Below are 20,407 nucleotides of genomic sequence, written 5' to 3' on the forward strand. Positions count from 1 at the left end.
TTTGTGAGGTATGCAGAACTATGGCAAAGAAAAACGCAAGAAAATCAAGGGTATTATATTTCAATCATGATGCCGATGCTGGGTAATAAGGTCCCTGTCATACGTTCTACAGGCTTCAGTTCATACCGTTGTTCACCCCTGGGAGCTTCGGGATTTACGATCTTTCCCGTTTTTATGTATACATCCTGCTCTTTGTATTTCGAATTAAGTACATTTTGCAGGTCGATATAGAAGCCGAGCATGATTTTGTTCAGGTAAAACGTCTTGTCCACACGCAGGTCCAGCTGAGTAAACGGTTTCAGGCGCTCGCTGTTGAAGCGGCTGTAATCGTAGTAAAGGCTACCGCTGGCATCCCACGCTTCCACATAACTGCTCTTTTCTACGTCGTAAGGAGTATAGGGAGCACCGCCGACTACCCGGAGTTTGGCTCCTATATCCCAGTTACGGGGGAGGGAATACGTCCCGCTGAATGTGAAGAGGTGCTTATTGTCCCAGGCGGAAGGCAGGTATTTGCCTGTATTTCTGCCGTCCTTAAATTCACTTCTCACATACGTATAGGAGGCGATGAAGGTAAGCCCTTTATAATTGTACCAGCGTCCCATCAGTTCCATCCCGTAGGCGCGTCCGGTAGCTGTGGAAGTAACGGCTTCATTTCCCAGTACACCGTAGTCGGTCCCTTTGGAGGCGAGCGGAATGCTGTCGATGAGCGACATCGGGTAACGATTATAATGCTTGTAGAATCCCTCAGCCGTGAATTTCAGATAAGAAGAAGGGCGGTATTCCAGTCCGAGACCCGCCTGGTCGCTGCGGATATATTGCAGGCCGTTGGACTTATTGATATAATTGCCGTTATTGTCTTTGAAACCCATCACGGTGTAAGGAGGAAGCTCGTAATAACGTCCGGCATTGGCATTCAGGTAAACGTCCCCGGCAATCCGGTAGGAAAGTGACAGCCGCGGCGACAGCTGGTCGAGCATGTTATTCATTTCGGATGAATAATTGCTGGCATCCGTACGAAGTCCCAATGATGCGGTAAAACGCTCATTGTCGCTTTCATAGATGGCAGTGGCATATAATCCCCATTTCCATATCCCCAGGTCGGTCCGGTAGGTAATCTCGTAGGGATTGGTCGTAAATTGTTTCTGAAAAGTGTGATTGGTATATTCCGAATAGTCGACGTTGCCGCCTACCTGCAATTGTATGTAAGGGAGACGGAAGATATTCTCACTGCGGAATTTGTTCTCGATCTCGTCCGAACGGTAATTCAGCGTCAGGTTATCCGGCGTACTTTCGTCATTATCACGATATTTGATGTTTTTGTTGTTCATCTGGCTGCGGCTGGCGATCAGCGAATAGATATTTTTTCCTGCATAATGCTTGTAGACGGCTCCCAGCGTATAGGTCTTTTGCTTGACAACCGGCAGGTAAGCCAGGATATACTGGTTCTTCTCGCTCATGTCTTTCATTCCGGTATTCAGTTTCATATCGTCGATAGCTCCCAGACCGAGAAATGTCAGTTCGTTTTTCTTGTTGAAAGAATGTTTTATCTTGAACTGCGCGTCCGTGAAGGTCGGCAGGAAAGGAAGCCCGATCATATCGAACAGGAATTGCAGGTATGACCGCCTGACGGATACCTGGTAAGTCGTTTTATCTCCCATAGGTCCGTTGACTGACACCCCTATATCGGAAGCTCCCAGTACGCCGCGTAAGGAGAACTTTTCCTTATTCCCGTCCTGTAGTTTGAAATCCAGTACGGAGCTCAGCGCATTTCCCCTGGCTGCCGGAAAAGCCGCCGAATAGAAATTCACTTCACGTATGAAATCCGGATTAATGATCCCGACCGGTCCGCCTGAAGCCCCTTGTGTGGAGAAATGGTTGATATTCGGAATTTCTACCCCATCCAGGAAAAAACGGTTTTCTGACGGTCCCCCGCCTCTCACCATCAAGTCATTTCGGAATGCAGCCGTCGAAGCCACTCCGGGAAAAGACTGGACGACGCGTGATATATCCCGGTTTCCGCCGGCACTCTTTTCAATCTCTTTAAATCCTATGACGCGCAAGCCGAGCGGACTTTCAGCCGTTTTACGGAACGGGGAGGCGACGACGCTCACTTCCTGCAGGCTTTCGCTGGCAGGTTCCAGCTCGATCGGGAAAAAGATGTCTTTATTGGCGACACGGAATTCTGCCGTTACTGTCGGTTTATATCCTAGAAACGAAGCTTGCAGGCGATAGCTGCCGGGCGTGATTCCGGTTATTTCAAAATGGCCGACAGAGTCGGTGGCTGTACCCTGTGTCGTATTCCATATGATCACGGTTGCGTAGGGAATAGGTTCCCCGCTGGCGGCTTCTTTTACTATGCCTTTGACGGAATAGGTTTTTTGTGCTGTCATTACCAGCGGACAAGTCACGGAGAATAGGATGGAGCAAATGAATTTCCAGTACATCAGACTATTTTTTTACAAAGATAATATTTTCTCTACCTTTGCAATATTAATAGAGATATATCGTGGAACAGAATCATATCAATCGCGAATTGCAGCAGACAGCCGACGGCAGTCATACTTTATTTATCCCGGAAATGGACGAACACTACCACTCGGTGAACGGGGCGGTACAGGAGTCGCGCCATGTTTTTATTGAAGCCGGATTGCATCATCAGACCAAAAAAGATATTACCGTCTTCGAAATCGGTTTCGGGACAGGGTTGAATGCCTTCCTGACCTTGCTGGATGCGGAAGAGAATAACCGTTCTGTGAATTATTACTCTGTCGAGCTTTATCCGCTAGCCCCTGAACTGGTCGGGGCATTGAACTACGGAGACGTGATCTGTCCGGAAAAGAAAGAATGGTTCGGCGCGTTACATGCCGCATCCTGGAATGAAGCGGCAAAGATTACTGACCGTTTCACTTTGCATAAGATACAGGGGGACAGCAATACCTGCCAATTACCCGAAGACATCGACCTCGTCTATTTCGATGCCTTTGCCCCGGACAAGCAGCCGGAGATGTGGAGCCAGGAGATATTCGATAAAATCTATGCGCATACGTCGGAAGGAGGGATCCTTACCACCTATTGTGCCAAAGGAGTAGTCCGCCGTATGATGCAGAAGGCCGGGTATTCCGTTGAAAGAATACCCGGCCCTCCGGGAAAGCGCGAAATGCTGCGCGCTATGAAATGATTATAAAAGAGCATCGATCTTAGCAACAAAAACAGGCTTCTGAGCTGCGCCTACCTGTTTGTCTACCAACTTACCGTCCTTGAAGAACAATACGGTCGGGATATTGCGGATTCCAAACTGACCGACAACGTCGTTGTTATTGTCTACGTCCATCTTACCGATTGTAACGCGTCCTTCATATTCGGTTGCCAGTTCATCGATGATCGGGCTGACCATGCGGCAAGGACCACACCATTCTGCCCAAAAGTCAAGGACCATAGGCTTACCTGAGTTTACTAACTCTTCAAAATTTGCATCTGTAACTTCTAGTGCCATAATTGTATATCTAATTTAAATTGTTCCCTTTTGCGGTGCCAAAAGTACTAATTCTTTCTGCACCGTACAACTTTACCCGTTAATTTTGAAATCAATATTCTCATTCTCCTGCAGGAATTCAACCAGTTTACTTGTCACGTTCAACCGGATATTCTGTGAGAAGAAATTCTGTGCGATATTGTGTTCTCCGTCCACTACTCTGAAATATAACAGGCTCTGACCCGGATTGTTCTTGATCAGCACCGATAATTCATTGACTGTAGGTTCGTCGAGGTCATGTATCGGCAGGGTAATGCTGATCTTCTCGATCAGCTTGTCTTTCTCGTCCTGCAACAGGCGGATCGAGCCGATATTGAAATCGAGCTCGTTCTCATTCCAGCGGCGTGGTTCCACGCGGGCGGTGATAAGCAGGTACATACCCAGTTTACAGTATTTGCTGTACTCTATATAGTTGTTGCCGAATAAGGCGATCTCGCCGCTACCGGTAAAGTCCTCTATCTTGACTACCCCGTAAGGCTTGCCCGTCTTGGTCATCCCTTCCCGGAAATCGGTGACGATGCCGCCCAGCAGTATCTCGCGCCCTTTCAGACTTTCCCGGTCGCTGAGTTCTGCCATACCCGTGTTGCATACATACGTCAGCACGATACGGTATTCATCCAGCGGGTGGGCGGAAAGATAAATGCCGACCAGTTCCTTTTCTTTGTTCAGGCGCTCCAGGTCGCTCCAACGCTGGCATACCGGAATTTCCGGTTTGGCGATGGCAATCGAAAGGTCGTCGCTGCCGAACAATGAATTGGCTGCCGTGCTCTTGTCCATCTGGTATTTGTTGCCATAGCGTACCAGCGTATCCAGGAAAAGTTCCCCTTTCCCTGTCTCCCCGAAGAACTGTTCGCGTTGAATGCCGAAGTTGTCGAATGCACCCGCCAAAGCCAGCGATTCGATGTTCTTCTTGTTACAGGCGGTCAGGTTTACCCGCTCCACAAAATCGAAAATGTTTTTGTACGGACCGTTCTTCTTCCGCTCTTCGATAATATTCTGTACAGCCGATTCTCCGACACCTTTGACGGCTCCCAGCCCGAAGCGGATGTTCTTGTCCTTGTCTACGCTGAATTTCAGGATCGATTCGTTCACATCCGGGCCTAATACCTGGATACCCATCGCCTTGCATTCGTCCATGAACTTCGTGATATCCACGATATTCGACAAACTTCGGCTCAGTACGGCAGCCATGTATTCCGAAGGATAGTTCGCTTTCAGGAAAGCTGTCTGGTAAGCGACCCACGAATAGCAGGTGGCGTGACTCTTATTGAAAGCATACGACGCGAACTTTTCCCAGTCTCCCCAAATCTTTTCCAGCGTTTCCGGTTTATAACCGTTTGCTTGTCCGCCAGCCATGAACTTCGATTTCAGGTGGTTCATCTTTTCAATCAGTTTCTTACCCATCGCTTTACGGAGGGCATCACTTTCACCACGGGTAAAGTTGGCCAGCAAACGTGACAGAAGCATGACCTGTTCCTGATAGACGGTGATACCGTATGTATCTTTCAGGTAACGTTCCATCACCGGTATATCGTATTTGATTTCTTCCTTTCCCTGTTTACGGGCAATGAAAGAAGGGATATAATCCATAGGGCCTGGGCGATACAGGGCATTCATGGCAATCAGGTCTTCGAATTTCGACGGCTGCAATTCTTTCAGGTATTTCTGCATACCGGCGGATTCGAACTGGAATGTTCCGGTTGTTTTTCCTTCGCAGTATAACTTGTAGGTGGGTGGATCCTCCAGGCTGATATGGTCGATATCAAGCTCCTCACCGGTAGTCAGCCGTATATTTTCGATGGCTTCCTTGATGATGGACAACGTTTTCAGTCCCAGGAAGTCCATCTTGATCAGTCCGGTCTCTTCGATCACCGATCCTTCATATTGGGTCACCAACATTTCTTCGCCGGTTTCCTTGTCTTTCGCCGTACTTACCGGAACGACATCGGAAATATCGTAACGCCCGATGATAACGCCGCAGGCATGCACGCCCGTGTTACGTACGTTGCCTTCCAGCATCTGTGCATATTTTAATGTATCACGTGCCAGCGGATCATTACCGGTGGCGGCTTCTTTCAGCTCGGGCACATAGTTGATCGCATCTTTCAGCTTGAACTTTTTCATGTCCGGAATCTTGTCCGGTACCAGTTTTGCCAGCCGGTTCGATTCGGAAAGTGGAAGTTTCTGTACGCGGGCAACATCCTTGATAGCTGATTTGGTCGCCATCGTACCGTATGTAATGATATGTGCTACGCGGTCGGCTCCGTATTTTTCCGTTACCCAGCGCAACACCTCGCCGCGTCCGTCATCATCGAAGTCGGTATCGATATCGGGGAGGGAGATACGGTCGGGATTCAGGAAACGTTCGAACAGCAGGTCGTACTTGATCGGGTCGATCTTGGTGATCCCCAGACAGTAGGCCACAGCCGAACCGGCAGCCGAACCACGTCCGGGACCTACCGATACGCCCAGTTCTTCGCGGGCTGCTTTAATAAAGTCTTGCACAATAAGGAAGTATCCGGGGAAACCCATTGTCTTCATAATGTGCAATTCGAAATCCAGACGTTCCCTGACTTCTTCCGACAGATCTTCGCCATAGCATTCTCTGGCTCCGTCGTAGGTCAGTTTCTTCAGATAGTCGGCTTCCAGCTTGATACGGTAGAGTTTATCGTATCCGCCCAGCTTCTTGATCTTATCTTTGGCATCTTCTTCACTCAGGACGACTTTACCGTTCTCGTCGCGTGTAAACTCTTCGAACAGATCCTGTTCGGTCAGCTTGGCGCGGTAGGATTCTTCGGTTCCGAATTCTTCCGGTATGGCAAATGTCGGCATGATAGGACCGCTGTCGATGGAGTAGAAGTCTACTTTGTCGGCTATCTCAAGCGTATTGCTGAGTACTTCGGGAATATCGGCAAAGATGGCGTTCATCTCGGCGGTCGTTTTCATCCATTCCTGTTTGGAATAGCGCATACGGGTCGGGTCGTCGAGGTCTTTGCCGGTACTGAGGCAGATCAGGCGGTCGTGTGCCTCGGCATCTTCCTGGTTGACGAAATGCACATCGTTGGTGGCGATCAGCTTGATATTGTGTTTGTGAGCCAGTTCGATCAAGACCTTGTTCACTTCCTGCTGTTTGGGATACGTGGTGCAGTCGGCATTCGGATCATGTGTCTCGTGCCGTTGCATTTCCAGGTAATAGTCTTCGCCGAACAGGTTCTTGAACCAGAGGATCGATTCTTCAGCCTTGTCTATCCGGTCATGCATGATATGCTGCGGAATCTCACCTCCGAGACAGGCGGAACAGACGATCAGGTCTTCGTGATATTTCTCCAGCAGTTCGTGGTCGATACGCGGACGGCCATAGAAACCTTCGGTCCATGAGATGGAGACCATCTTAATCAGGTTTTTATATCCCCTCAGGTTTTTAGCCAGCACGATCAGGTGGTAACCGCTACGGTCTTCCTTGGTTGATTTGTTATGCCGTCCGTTACGGGCACAATAACACTCGCACCCGATGATGGGCTTGAATATCTTTTTCTTTTCAGCTTCTATCAATCCCGGGATCGCTTCTATCCGAGCCTGTTCGTTAGCGGTAAGTTCTTCTTTCGCCTTCAGCGTCTTCAGTTCCTTTTCAAGATCCTTGATAGCTCCGAGCGGCTTACCGTTCTTCTTGGAAACTTTATTGAAGAACTCTTTTATACCGAACATATTCCCGTGATCGGTCACTGCAATCGCGTTCATGCCGTCTTTCTGAGCCTTGTCTATCAAAGCATCGATAGAGGCTTGCCCATCCAGCAGAGAATACTGGGTATGGACGTGTAGATGTATAAATGGTTCCATATATGATTCTTTAATCTCGACCTTACAAAGATACTATTTTTGTCTGGAAGAGTGGCGATTTAATTGACAATTGATGAATTTGGTAAGGGCGGGTTTTATCCCACCGCCCTTACAATAGCTTCAGCCTGATCCTAAGGGACAGGTGTAAATAGAGTGTGATCCCTTTCCTTGCCAGGCGGAGCAGCAGGGCTAGGATACGTTTGAGTGACGGTAGTTGCTTCATCATCTGTCGATGGTTTAAAGTGAAACAAAAAGTTCAGCAATGCAAGAATAAATTCGATGATTCGTTTGAATTTGGACATCTTTTTTTAAGTTTATAAGTGAATGATTTAAAGAAAGGTTACTCAATGACCGGACGGTCATCTTCCCCGTCGCCTCCGGACTGCTCCGGTTCCTTGCCGATGCGTTCGAGGCTGACCTTTTCGATCATCGCCCGCAATTTCGTGCCCGGTGTGAAGATGATCTTCGGCTTGCGGATCATGCTTGCCTGAAAATCCTTTTCTGCAACCGTTCCCGAACTGCCGATCGAGAGGCGGAAATTCCCCAGCCTGCCCAACTGTACGACCTCGTTGCGCAGCAGCGATTCTTCCATGGCACGCAACAGCCCGCGCACTACCAGTGAAACATCGCCGTCGCTCGCCGTCGAACGATCGGCTACTACGTCACAGATCGAATCGAAATCCATTGTGCCGCTGACCGGAGCCGAGGCATAATACCGCTTGGCATCCGCTGCCGCTCCTTTTGTAAGGTCCTTTTTCTGGACCAGCTTGTACTTTACTGACATACTTTTAAATGTTTAAGGGTTAGTGTAATAAGTAGCTCTCTTTGAACTACATTACAAAGATAATATATGCTTTGTTTCTCACCGGAAGCTGCCGGATGGTAGGGAATGATCAGTATGTATTTCTTTTTCTGTAAATAGTTGTCTTTCGGAGGATAACGTATGGATATTATACGTATATTGTAGTCACTTAATTGTCTAAAAAATAAAACAGTATGGACGGTAAAAAAAGAGAAATGTCTCCCTGGGGGAGAGCGTATGGGGTAACGGAATTTGCCCAATTGTATTTTCCGGGTCAGACACCGGTGATTGCCTATAAACGTATGTGGGAATGGATACGCACTTCCCGCGGGCTGAAAGCGAAGCTCGAAGCCGCAGGATGGGTAAAGTTTCAGAAATTGTATACGCCGAAGCAGGTCTCCGTATTGATAGACCATTTGGGAGAACCCTGATCAGGTGTCATTAAAAATTTGTTTCATGAGTGAATTGAAAAAACAACAAGTGGAATGCTCATTCTTTGAATCGGCATTCAAGACAGCGGTCTGCGCAACCATCTTTTTGGATGATTACCTTGCCGGAGTAAAGAACGGAAAGCACAAGGCTGCCGTCGAACGTTTGCGCGGCTATTTGGCAGCCCACGATGCGGAACATGCCGAGAGCACGAAGAAGCGTCTGCCCCTGCTGGTGGCGGGCGGCGTGATGGAAGGTGGCCGTAAACTGGAGCACATGGTACGTTACAGCCAGTGCGTGCCGATCGACCTGGACGATGTGCCGGGGTCGGCGCTTGATTTTCTGCATCAGGCGGAGGCTCTCGATTATGTGAAGGCGGGACATGTCAGTCCTTCGGGTACGGGTGACAAACTGTTTGTGCTGGTGGATAGCTCTTTGGCAGACCATCAGTCGGCATTCGGGTATGTGAGCCGGATGATCGAACACGACCTTCCGGGCGTGAAAGTGGACATTTCGGGCAAAGACGCCAACCGCGGCTGCTTTGCGGGTTACGATCCGGAGGCTTTCTATAAGGAGGAATCGCGCGTGGTGCATATCCCTGTCGAAGAACTGAGGGCTGAAAAGCAACAGGCAGCTCCGGCAGCCCGCCCTTCCGCACATGTGACGGGGCAACCGGTAAAGACGACGTTGTCGAATTATATCGACCGTTTCGAATCGGATAACTCTTTTATGGACGGAGGCCGCCACAGCTATCTGGTGAAGTTGGCTTCAGCGCTGAACAGTGCCGGTTTTGCGGAGTATGAGGTGGAGTCCGAATGCCTGCGCCGCTACTCGGAACCGGGTTTTCCGGAGAAAGAAATCCGGGGCATCGTGGCGGATATCTACCAGCGTTATCGCGGGGCGCACGGATCGAATCCCTGGACTCCACCTGTGCCTCCTTCCAGGCCGGCGAGTCTCAACAGTCTCACAAGTCTCACCCCTCTTCCTGAAAATCAGGCATCTGAAGAATTGTCTCCTATGGGCTTTGATATTGAGCCGGATGAAGCATGTTTGCCCCACTTCGACAAGGCTGTTCTGGACCGTCTTCCGGGACTGCTTTTGGACGTTCTCAAAACGTCCGGCGACGAGCGTGAATACGATCTGATGGCGATATCCTCGATCACGATGCTTAGTACCGTGTTGCCCGGTGTCAGCGGCATGTTGAAGAAAACACCTTACAAACCTCCTTTCTACACCCTGATCGTTGGTGAATCGGGAAGTGGAAAGGGTTGTATCAGCATGCTCCATAAACTGGTCGACTACTGGCAGGAGTACGTATTGAATAACTCGAAAGCTTTGGTGAAGGAAGCGAAAAAAGAGAAAGAGGCTTATGAGCTTTACAAGGCGCAGCAGCGTACGGGAAAAGCAAAACTCCCCGCAGGTCCTGTCCCCGAAGAGCCCGAACCGGTATATGAAAAGCGGCTTCATATGAGCGGCTATACCTCTACGGCGCGTATGATCGAACAGCTGGAGATAAACAAACCTTATGCTTCGCTGCTCTTCGAGACCGAGCTGGAGTCGGTGAACAATACGATGATGCAGGATTTCGGCGGTTACGGCTATGTCCTGAACCAGGCTTTCCATCATGAGCGGATCAGTTGTTCTTCGAGAACGAACGGGACTTCTTTTGTGGAAGCTCCCGAACTGGGATTCCTGGCAACCGGTACGCCTGCGATGTTGCAGAAGCTGATCCCTTCCACCGAAAGTGGGCTTTACAGCCGTCTGTTGATTTACCGCATTGCCGGTCGTACGGATTATCAGCCGCTGACATCGTCGGACGATACGATGAGCAGTGTGCATTACTTCAACAATCTGGGGTTGCGTGTGTTCGATATGGCGGTACACCTGGAGAAATCGCACACGTTCGTGTCTTTCTCCGATAAGCAGCGTAAACGTCTCGACCGTTACTTTGAACGTGAATATTATAATGTACGCGTATTCGGTAACAGCGACGTGACTTCGGTGGTGCTGCGCCATCGCCTGATTATTTTCCGTATTGCCATGACACTGACGGGGATACGTAAAGGAGAAAGCCGTAGCATGGAGGAAGATATCGAGATTTCGGACGATGATTTCGAAATAGCTTTCCATATCGGTACGCGTTGCCTGCGTCATTCGTTGCTGGTGAGCACCAGTCTGAAGCACAGCGATGCGGATCAGCATCACAAATTGCCGGATGCACAGGTCGGCCTGTTCGACGCGATGCCCGACGAGTTCAAAACGGCAGAGGTTTTGACCGAGGCGAGCGTCCGGGGAATCAGCCGTGCGAGCGTATTCCGTATGTTGAAAAATGCCCAGCTATATGGTTTAGTTGAGTTAGTATCAATAGGTTGCTACCGGAAGACGGAAAAAGGCAAGCATGTTAAAAATTGAAAACGGGGGGTGAGACTTATGAGACTCGTGAGACTCATTAACATTTCACCGTCTGAAACCGTTCTTTTCCTGAATGGATGGTAATCGGCTCGAAAACGAGTAGGCATCGGGGTTCTGACGGGTAGGCATCCGTTTGAAAGGTGACCGGCAAAAGGGTCAAAAATGCCTTTTTTGAAAGGGCTCGAAAACTGTATTCTAGGAATTGAATATCAAACATCGAAGGCTCGAAAAACTATGACTAAAATAATCGTTCCTTTTTTCTCGCCAGCAAATTTACGACATTCTTTCAAACCTCCAATCATTTCATCAATATTTTTTCCAAATCTATCTTCTTTCTTATCAACGCATTATAAAAGTGAGTACGAAATTCACACTTTTTGACACGAAGTTAAAAAAGGCTCGAAAACATGACTAGAAAAAAGGAACGTTTAAACTAGTCATTTAACAGTTGATGACATTTAAACGACATAGAACAGGACTTTTATATAACACTATTATTAATATTAAATTTATTGATTATGAACAAAAAGTTTTCTACTTTCTTAGTTTCTGCCTTATTAATGGGGGGAGCTTGGTTTGGAAACCTGAATGCTCAAACTTTTGTTGCGAATAATTTTGCAGGAGCAACGGAAGGAGAGTATTATGTCTTGAGAATTAATGCAGACAAAGATGTGACTGCAGCAGCGACGTGGCAAAATGGCTCAATTGAAGTAAAAAATGGTAATTTATCTTATTTAGCGTCAGGTGTTGAAGCTACTAACCTGTGGAAAGTAGTCCCTGTAAAACAAAATGGAATAATTACTGGTTATTCTTTGGTAAATGCAGAAGGAAAGAAGCTTGCTTTTAAAGAAAAAGAAAGTTCTTATGTTTACGATGCAGCCGGCGATATTAATGTGTTTGAGTTTAATGGCATTCAAGTTAGGGCTGTTGGTGTGGTTGATGAATTGTATCTGGCTTGGGATAATAATAACAGTGTACCTGTATTGTCAAAAGCAATTGATGTTGATAAAACTGATATTATCAACTTAACTTTCGGTGTCTATTCTGTGGATCCTTCAGCAATCACACGTACGGATTTAAATAATAAACTGAAGAGTGGTTTCGGTTTAGGTATTGGTTATCTGAAAGATGGCAAAGCTGATAAGTTTACTGAATACACGCTGAAAGGTGGCGAGGCTTTTGCTGGTACTTTGAAAGCGAACGATAAGATTACTGATAATACAAATCCGGGTGTTACATTTACTGCTTTGGTTGATAATACAGAATCTTATTTGTATAATGCAAATGCTAAGAAGTTTGTTGTATTATTGAATCAGAAATGGAGTAAACAGAATACTGATTTGGTTCCTGCAGCTGGTGATATGCTGAAAGGTTATAAATTTGGTTTGATGACAGCAAAAGAGTTGATTGAAGCATTAAAAGCTGATGCAAAAGAAACTGATGCTGCTAAAAAAACAATCAAATCTTATGTATTCCGCATCTCACAGCCGAATGTAGTTATTGATGAACCGTTGGAGGTTGCTGTTAAGATAGATACTGAGTGGGCTGAATTATTGGTTGCAGAAGTTGACGGTAGCTATTTGCTGACAACAGCAAAAGCTTCTACTGTAGACAAGAAAGCTGACTATGCATCAACTACTTATGTTAAATTCGGTCAAGGCAACAACTTTGATGCATCTAAATATTATGGATATGCAATCAATATCAAGGGAGTAAAGGGTACTAATAATGGTAAGACATTGGTTCCTAATGCAACAACTGCAACATGGGAAAATGCAGATTATGTAGCTTTCTCTAAACCGGAAGGACAGTGGATCATCACTGAAGATGTAAACGGATTGGCATTGACAAACCGTGAAACGAAAACTGTATCAGATTTTGCAATTGGTTCTTTACGTCATAAATCAGGTGATGTATATTACAGTGATGATAGTGAATATGAAATTACAAAAGTTATTGAATTAGGAGGCGAATCATTTGCTTATTATGGTAATTATAAGCAAGATGATGCAAACAATGGTAATGCTCAGACATATGCTATTACTTTGGTAAACAAGGTGACTGGTAAACTGAACTACGTAGGTTTCGATGGTGAAGGTAAAGTGGTTTTGACTGACAATGCTGCCGCTGCTATCAACTTCAATATGAAAAAAACGGCTACGACTGACATTATGGGAGACGATGGTAAAATCAAATCCGAAAAAGCAACGGACTTATTCCGTATTACCAATGATATCATGGTTTACAATAAAGACGATGAAGCATGGGAGTTGAAGGAGGATGGAGATACAATCAGCTATTATCGTTATGAACTGGAATATAATGGTAAGTATTTGGCTACATCTGGCGATAAATTGGATTTGATTACAGAATCGGAGACTGTTTCAGCAGACAACTATGTTGTTAAATTCAAAGAAGGAACAACTGTAAATGTTATTAATGTAGAAGATACCGATGCTGATAATGTAACAAATGCAGAAGAATTGTTGGATGAGAACATGCTATACTTTGATTTCAACTATGCAGAGTTGAGACAAGCTAAAAATATCTATAATTGGGTTGCTAATGCTCAGTTGGAAATGTTAGGCAATGCTCCGGCTGTTTATCGTACGATCGCTGCTCCTGACACATTGGAGTTCTTCCGTACAGAATATGCTGATGAGTTCTTGTTCGAACATGGCGAATTCCTGGGTATGACTTACAACCGTGAAAAATATAACCCGTCTATCTTTGTAGATACAGCTTATGTTCGTGGAGAAACAAAGAAACCGTTCTATATGTTGGCTGTAGGTGTAGACAAAACAGATGCTACACAAAAATGCCCGATCTGTGGTAAGGAAGATTGTGAACATGCAGAAGAAATTCCTGGAATGATCGCTGCTCGTTACCTGGTATCATTCACAGACTCTGTGGCTGCTCACCGTGCAGAATTGAACAACAAGTTCTATTATGCAGGAACTACAATGACTAAATTAGGATTTGTTCCGGCTGTACATCATGTAGATACTTTGGTTATCGAAACTCCGTCTAAGAAAGTATTGGTAGGTGATCAGAAGATCAATCCGGCTAAATTCGCTTTCCGTATCGTGGATGCAGAAACAGAAGATTTCGTAATCGAAACAGCTCTTCGTAACAGCTTGTCTGACGCCTCTCAGGGTTACAAGATCGCTTATGTAAAATGGCATAACGGTTGTCCTGTATTGACTGAAAAACTGAATGAAGCTGAAGTCTTCAATGTACGTGAAACATCAGAAACTCCGACAGCTAACGACGAAATCTCAACTGAAAGTGTATCGGTAATTGCTACAGACGGCGCTGTTATCATCAAGGGTGCTGAAGGCAAGAAAGTCGCTATCAGCAATGTACTTGGTCAGACAGTTGCTAACACAATGATCACTTCAAGTGAAGCAACAATCTCTGTTCCTGCAGGTATCGTTGTAGTAGCCATAGAAGGCGAAGCTGCTGTAAAAGCAATCGTAAAATAAGCAATTATTTAAAATCAAATAATTCTAAATTGTTTACCGCGTGGTTCATATTGCATGCAACGCACAAAGAGCCAATTACCCTGCGACAGGCGAACAAGCGGTAGATATTAATACTAAAGTAATGAAATAAAGTTCTTCTGTTCGATCTCTGTGAAGAGCAACAACAGACAAAAAGTAAGTCACCTCGGTTTTAGGGTCGGGGTGGCTTTATTTACTGATATATGTTCTGTTTTCTTTCAATTTGCTGAATCATACGTTAATTTCATGAAATAAGTATCATCGTTAGAAAAAAAAACTATCTTTGCTCGTAGAAAAGAGGATATAGCATGAAAAAAATTGGATTGGTAATAATATTGGTGATGTTGATGGTCTTGCCGTCTGCGGCACAGGTTACCTGGGGGGTACGTGGCGGGTTGGCTTATTCGTCGCTGGTACAGAAGATTGACAATAATTATCAGTCGGGAGCCCGCTTTGGTTTCAGTGTGGCAGGGTTGGCGCAGATACCTTTATATAAGAGACTGTCATTGCAACCGGAAGTCGCATTCGTGCATCAGGGAGGTAATTATCTTTCCAAAATCTCGGATGGAGAGGTGCTGGATCCGGCTTATCCGAAGACGAAATGTAACTATTATTCCATTCTTGTTCCGGTCAACCTGGTGTATACTTTCCAGTTTACCGATGTCTATTTCAGTGTGATGGCCGGTCCGGCTGTCGATTTCTCTCTTTTCGGAAAGATGCGAACTAAAAATGTCGATACCGATATCGTTTTCGGAAAATCGGGCGAGGCAGACCTTCAAACGTTCGACCTGGGAGTAAATCTCGGATTACAGGTTGAATATTCCAATTTCTTCTTTTCCGTATCCGCCCTATGCGGAACCTTAGACCGCCGTACTTCCAAACACGACGGCGAATCTTCCCTTTATCAGAATAATGTTACTTTCTCACTGGGGTATTATTTTAGGAAGTAACTTTATTGAATAAAAAAGCCCTGTGTGTTTACACAGAGCTTTAGCTTGTTATAAAAATTATTTATAAGTTATCCAGCCATCTTTTGCCAGGTTTGGTGTAAAGCCATGCAAGGAAAGCACCAGCTACTACACAACCGATTGTGAAAAATAAAGCTAACCCATTCATATTATTATTGTTTTAATATTTTATTTCCAATATAAGCAAGTATATAAGTTTGTAAAATACCGACACAAATCATATACCAACTCATAAAATCCGATATATCTTTTTGTAAAACTAGCATTTCTCCTAAAACGATAGCTGCAAATGTTAGTTTTGCCAGATCATAGAAGAATTTACCAAGACTTTCTTTACGAATTTTATCCTGTTCCCGTTTCTCTCGTTTTATCTCTTGTTGCTTCTCCCACGTTCCCATATCGCAAATATACAAAATAAATTAGCGATAGGTATCTCATTGATTATAAAAAATGTTTGCCGTACTTTATACCTTCTATCTCTTAGCTGTTCATAATGAAAAAGATGTACAAATATTTTGTATTTCGAAGAAAAGCCGTACCTTTGCAAGCCGAATATTATCAAATTGTACTAAGGGTTTAGTTTCTAGCACATTATTACGTCAAGTGTCCGTAGTGATAATGACAGCGAAAAAACTAAGCGCTTGTTTTTTAGAGTTATTAATTAATTAATTTATTAAGCAGTGGATACTTTAAGTTTTAAGACCATTTCTGCAAACAAAGCAACTGTAAACAAAGAGTGGGTCATCGTTGACGCTGATGGACAGACTTTGGGACGCCTTTGTGCAAAAGTAGCAAAACTTTTGCGCGGCAAGTACAAACCCAACTTCACTCCTCATGTTGATTGTGGTGATAATGTAATCATTATCAATGCAGATAAAATCGTTCTGACAGGAAACAAATGGAACGATCGTATTTATTTGAGATATACCGGATATCCCGGTGGACAGATCGAGTACACACCTAACGACTTGATGAAGAAAGGTGCTAGTCATTTGTTCAAGAAAGTAGTAAAGGGTATGTTGCCTAAAAACCGTCTGGGTGCTAAGTTACTTGGTAACTTATATGTATATGAAGGAACAGAGCACAAACACGAAGCTCAACAGCCTAAGTCAATCGATATAAACTCACTTAAATAATAACTATGGAAGTAGTAAATGCAATAGGAAGACGTAAAGCAGCAGTTGCTCGCGTATTCGTAAGCGAAGGAACGGGAAAGATAACTATCAACAAACGTGATCTTGCAAATTACTTTCCTTCTACAATCCTTCAGTTCATTGTTAAGCAGCCGCTTGCAAAGCTGAATGTTGAAGAACAATATGATATCAAGATCAACCTTGACGGTGGTGGTTTCAAAGGTCAGTCAGAAGCTGCACGTTTGGCTATCGCTCGTGCTTTGATCAAGATTAATCCGGAAGACAAACCTGCGTTGAGAGCAGAAGGATTCGTAACTCGCGATCCTCGTTCTGTTGAACGTAAGAAACCGGGTCAGCCGAAAGCTCGTAAGAGATTCCAGTTCAGCAAACGTTAATGTTATTTGTGAGTTTCTTACAAGGACAAAGCGTTTAGTATCTAAATTGTCGGGATTTCTTTTGCATGCAGACATGCCGGAGGACTACCTGATAGTTGAAAATTAAACAGAAAGTAAACGATTTAAAAAGAAAAAAATGTCAAGAGTTAATTTTGATCAGTTATTAGAAGCTGGTGTACACTTCGGACACTTGAAGAGAAAGTGGAATCCCGCTATGGCTCCTTACATCTTTATGGAGCGCAATGGTATTCATATCATTGATTTATATAAAACAGTTGCTAAAGTAGACGAAGCAGCAGAAGTAATGAAAAACCTGGCTAAGCAAGGTAAAAAAGTACTTTTCGTTGCTACTAAAAAACAAGCAAAACAAGTTGTCGCTGATAAGGCTGCTTCTGTAGGTATGCCTTACGTTATCGAACGCTGGCCGGGTGGTATGTTGACTAACTTCCCGACTATCCGTAAAGCCATCAAAAAGATGACTACTATCGATAAGATGACAAAAGATGGTACATTTGATAATCTGTCAAAAAGAGAAAAACTTCAGATCACTCGTCAGCGTGCTAAGCTGGAAAAGACTTTAGGTTCTATTGTAGACCTGACTCGTCTGCCGTCTGCTTTGTTCGTTGTTGACGTGATGAAAGAACATATTGCAGTGCGTGAAGCCAACCGTTTGGGTATCCCCGTTTTCGGTATGGTTGATACTAACTCTGATCCTAACAACATTGACTACGTGATCCCGGCTAACGATGACGCTACTAAATCAGTAGAAGTTATCTTAGGCGCTATCTGCGAAGCTATGAACGAAGGTCTGCAGGAACGCAAAGCTGAAAAAATCGATACAGAAGCTGCCGGCGAAGGCGAAGGTGCTAAAAGAGAACGCAAAGGAAAAGCTACTGTAAAGAAAGAACGTACTAAGAAAGAAGACGAAGAAGCTCTGAATGCTAACGTTGCCGACAAGTACGCTAAAGAAGAAGAGTAATTTCAATTGAAAATTGAGAATTGACAATTGACAATTCGAATACAAATACAATGGGCAATTGGCTTTTGACAGTAATTGTCAATTGTCAATTGTCCATTGTCAATTTAAAAGAGTATAAACATTAAAATAGAAGGAAATAAGATTATGGCTGTAACTATGGCTGATATTACCAAGCTGCGCAAAATGAGTGGAGCTGGTATGATGGATTGTAAGAAGGCTTTGACTGAAGCTGACGGTGACATCGAAAAGGCAATGGAAATTATCCGTAAAAAAGGACAGGCAATTGCTGCAAAACGTTCTGACCGTGAAGCGGCTGAAGGTTGTGTACTGGCTAAAAAAGACGGTGAATTTGCTGCAACTATCGCTTTGAAGTGCGAAACAGACTTCGTTGCTAAGAACGAAGATTTCGTTGCTTTGGCTCAGGCTATCCTTGACGCTGCTGTGGCTAACAAGTGCAAAACTTTGGACGAAGTAAAAGCATTGCCGATGGGTAAAGGTACTATCCAGGACGCTGTTACTGACCGTAGCGGTATCACTGGCGAAAAGATGGAACTGGACGGCTACAATGTAGTAGAAGGTGCTTATACCACTACTTACAACCACATGGGTAAGAATCAGCTCTGTACAATCGTTGCATTCAACAAGGAATCAGAAGAAGTTGCTCACAACATCGCTATGCAGATCGCTGCTATGAACCCGATCGCTATCGACGAAGCCGGTGTTCCTGAATCTGTAAAAGAACAGGAAATCCAGGTAGCTATCGAAAAGACAAAAGCTGAACAGGTACAGAAAGCTGTTGAAGCTGCTTTGAAGAAAGCGGGTATCAATCCTACACACGTGGATAGCGAAGATCATATGGAAAGCAATATGGCTAAGGGCTGGATCACTGCTGAAGACGTAGCGAAAGCAAAAGAAATTATCGCTACTGTTTCTGCAGAAAAGGCTGCTAACCTGCCGGAACAGATGATCCAGAACATCGCTCAGGGTCGTCTTAGCAAATTCTTGAAAGAAGTTTGCTTGCTGAACCAGGAAGACATCATGGATGCCAAGAAGACTGTTAAAGAAGTAATGAAGGCTGCTGATCCTGAATTGCAGATCCTTGCATTCAAACGCTTTACTTTGCGTGCTGAATAATTTTGCGTTAGCAGAATGACATAAAAAAGGGGTTCCGAAATTATCGGAACCCCTTTTTCTGTTTATAGGATTTGCTTTCTCTTATTTCAGTTTAGCCAAAGCTTCTTTGATACGTTTGATAGCTTCCACGATATTTTCGTCGCTGGTTGCATAGCTCATACGGATACATTCGGGAGCTCCGAAAGAAGTTCCGCCTACACAAGCAACGTGTGCGGCTTCCAGGAGATACATAGCTAGATCGTCAGCGTCTTTAATCGTGTTGTTTCCGTCTGTCTTGCCATAGTAGTAGCTGCATTTCGGGAACAGGTAGAAAGCGCCTTCCGGTTTGTTGATCTCGAATCCCGGAACTTCTTTTGCCAGGCTGACGATCAGGTCGCGACGGCGTTCGAATGCTTTGCGCATTTCTTCAACCGGTTCCTGTGAGCCTGTATAAGCAGCTTCTGCAGCTTTTTGGGATACAGAGCAAGGACCTGAAGTATATTGTCCCTGTAATTTGTTTACGGCTTTAACAATCCATTCCGGACCGGCAATGAAACCGATACGCCAGCCAGTCATTGCATAGGCTTTGGAAACACCGTTTACAATAACAGTACGGTCTTTCATGCCATCAACGGAAGCGATGCTGTGATGTTTGCCGATATAGTTGATATGTTCGTAGATCTCGTCAGCAATAACGATGATTTCCGGATGTTTTTTCAATACTTCAGCCAGTCCTGCCAACTCTTCTGCACTGTAGACAGAACCTGTCGGGTTGGAAGGAGAGCAGAGGATCAATGCTTTTGTCTTCGGTGTGATAGCTGCTTCCAGCTGGGCAGGAGTGATCTTGAAATCCTGTTCGATGCCAGCCGTAACGATTACCGGTTTACCTTCAGCCAATTTAACCATTTCAGGATAGCTAACCCAGAACGGAGCCGGAATGATCACTTCATCTCCGGGATTAACCAGTACCAGGATAGTATTACAAACGGATTGCTTTGCTCCATTCGCGCAAGAAATCTGAGTAGCTGCATATTCCAATCCGTTTTCATTCTTCAGTTTGGCTACGATAGCATTGCGTAATGCCGGGTAACCGGGAACCGGAGAGTAACGAGAGAAATTGTCATCTACCGCTTTTTTAGCTGCTTCCTTGATGTGATCAGGTGTGTTGAAATCAGGTTCTCCCACACTCAGGTTGATTACATCGATACCTTGTGCTTTGAGCTCATTGCTCTTCTGAGACATCGCCAACGTAGCGGAAGGCGACAAACTTGCTAAACGATCTGAAACTTGTGTCATGATAGTAT

At 45.0% G+C, this 20,407-nt stretch carries 15 protein-coding genes; 9 read left to right on the plus strand and 6 right to left on the minus strand.

Features of this window, described 5'->3' with window-relative positions; all coding sequences use genetic code 11:
- Positions 1–53: 53 nt before the first annotated feature.
- The gene (locus tag P3L47_RS08950; protein WP_277783688.1) at positions 54–2,390 is read right to left on the minus strand and encodes a TonB-dependent receptor; all 2,337 of its coding nucleotides are present in this window, start codon (positions 2,388–2,390) and stop codon (positions 54–56) included.
- Positions 2,391–2,521: 131 nt separating this feature from the next.
- On the opposite strand from P3L47_RS08950, the gene mnmC2 reads away from it, so the two are divergent.
- Entirely contained in the window at positions 2,522–3,178 is a 657-nt protein-coding gene (mnmC2, locus tag P3L47_RS08955; RefSeq protein WP_277783689.1) for a tRNA (5-methylaminomethyl-2-thiouridine)(34)-methyltransferase MnmC2, read from the plus strand.
- Here the strand turns inward: mnmC2 and trxA are convergent, their stop codons facing one another.
- The 3 genes from trxA to P3L47_RS08970 form a co-directional block, all read right to left on the minus strand.
- The gene (gene trxA / locus P3L47_RS08960; protein WP_122363235.1) at positions 3,179–3,493 is read right to left on the minus strand and encodes a thioredoxin; all 315 of its coding nucleotides are present in this window, start codon (positions 3,491–3,493) and stop codon (positions 3,179–3,181) included. It abuts the gene before it with no gap.
- A 72-nt stretch (positions 3,494–3,565) separates the two neighbouring features.
- Positions 3,566–7,369 carry a DNA polymerase III subunit alpha gene (gene dnaE, locus P3L47_RS08965; protein ID WP_277783388.1) on the minus strand — a complete coding sequence of 1,268 codons (3,804 nt, stop codon included), beginning with the start codon at positions 7,367–7,369 and terminating at the stop codon, positions 3,566–3,568.
- A 340-nt stretch (positions 7,370–7,709) separates the two neighbouring features.
- Entirely contained in the window at positions 7,710–8,153 is a 444-nt protein-coding gene (locus P3L47_RS08970; RefSeq protein ID WP_277783389.1) for an HU family DNA-binding protein, read from the minus strand.
- 212 nt (positions 8,154–8,365) lie between these two features.
- Between P3L47_RS08970 and P3L47_RS08975 the strand changes: the two genes are divergently transcribed.
- From P3L47_RS08975 to P3L47_RS08990, 4 genes are all read left to right on the plus strand, one after another.
- Positions 8,366–8,602 carry a DUF4248 domain-containing protein gene (locus tag P3L47_RS08975; protein WP_122363238.1) on the plus strand — a complete coding sequence of 79 codons (237 nt, stop codon included), beginning with the start codon at positions 8,366–8,368 and terminating at the stop codon, positions 8,600–8,602.
- A gap of 25 nt (positions 8,603–8,627) precedes the next feature.
- Entirely contained in the window at positions 8,628–11,012 is a 2,385-nt protein-coding gene (locus P3L47_RS08980; RefSeq protein ID WP_277783390.1) for a DUF3987 domain-containing protein, read from the plus strand.
- A 518-nt stretch (positions 11,013–11,530) separates the two neighbouring features.
- On the plus strand, positions 11,531–14,497 hold the full coding sequence (locus P3L47_RS08985; RefSeq protein ID WP_277783391.1) for a DUF6383 domain-containing protein: 2,967 nt from the start codon (positions 11,531–11,533) through the stop codon (positions 14,495–14,497).
- 326 nt (positions 14,498–14,823) lie between these two features.
- Positions 14,824–15,465, plus strand: a complete 642-nt coding sequence (locus P3L47_RS08990) for a porin family protein (RefSeq protein WP_122363241.1) — start codon at positions 14,824–14,826, stop codon at positions 15,463–15,465.
- 170 nt (positions 15,466–15,635) lie between these two features.
- Here the strand turns inward: P3L47_RS08990 and P3L47_RS08995 are convergent, their stop codons facing one another.
- Positions 15,636–15,881: a DUF6722 family protein gene (locus P3L47_RS08995; protein WP_122363242.1), complete on the minus strand. Its 246-nt coding sequence runs from the start codon at positions 15,879–15,881 to the stop codon at positions 15,636–15,638.
- Positions 15,882–16,163: 282 nt separating this feature from the next.
- Between P3L47_RS08995 and rplM the strand changes: the two genes are divergently transcribed.
- The 4 genes from rplM to tsf all read left to right on the plus strand — a co-directional run bounded on the left by rplM (position 16,164) and on the right by tsf (position 19,124).
- On the plus strand, positions 16,164–16,619 hold the full coding sequence (gene rplM, locus P3L47_RS09000) for a 50S ribosomal protein L13 (protein WP_122363243.1): 456 nt from the start codon (positions 16,164–16,166) through the stop codon (positions 16,617–16,619).
- Positions 16,620–16,624: 5 nt separating this feature from the next.
- Positions 16,625–17,011, plus strand: coding sequence for a 30S ribosomal protein S9 (gene rpsI / locus P3L47_RS09005; RefSeq protein WP_122363244.1), 387 nt, complete (start codon positions 16,625–16,627; stop codon positions 17,009–17,011).
- 136 nt (positions 17,012–17,147) lie between these two features.
- Complete coding sequence (gene rpsB / locus P3L47_RS09010) at positions 17,148–17,990, plus strand: 30S ribosomal protein S2 (RefSeq protein WP_122363245.1); 843 nt, start codon at positions 17,148–17,150, stop codon at positions 17,988–17,990.
- A 144-nt stretch (positions 17,991–18,134) separates the two neighbouring features.
- Positions 18,135–19,124: a translation elongation factor Ts gene (tsf, locus tag P3L47_RS09015; protein ID WP_122363246.1), complete on the plus strand. Its 990-nt coding sequence runs from the start codon at positions 18,135–18,137 to the stop codon at positions 19,122–19,124.
- Positions 19,125–19,205: 81 nt separating this feature from the next.
- On the opposite strand, the gene P3L47_RS09020 is transcribed toward tsf, so the two are convergent.
- Positions 19,206–20,399 (minus strand): pyridoxal phosphate-dependent aminotransferase, encoded by a 1,194-nt coding sequence (locus tag P3L47_RS09020; protein WP_122363247.1) that lies wholly within the window; start codon positions 20,397–20,399, stop codon positions 19,206–19,208.
- Between the last annotated feature and the right edge of the window lie 8 nt (positions 20,400–20,407).

This window comes from Parabacteroides chongii, assembly GCF_029581355.1.
Classification (GTDB): Bacteria; Bacteroidota; Bacteroidia; order Bacteroidales; family Tannerellaceae; genus Parabacteroides; species Parabacteroides chongii.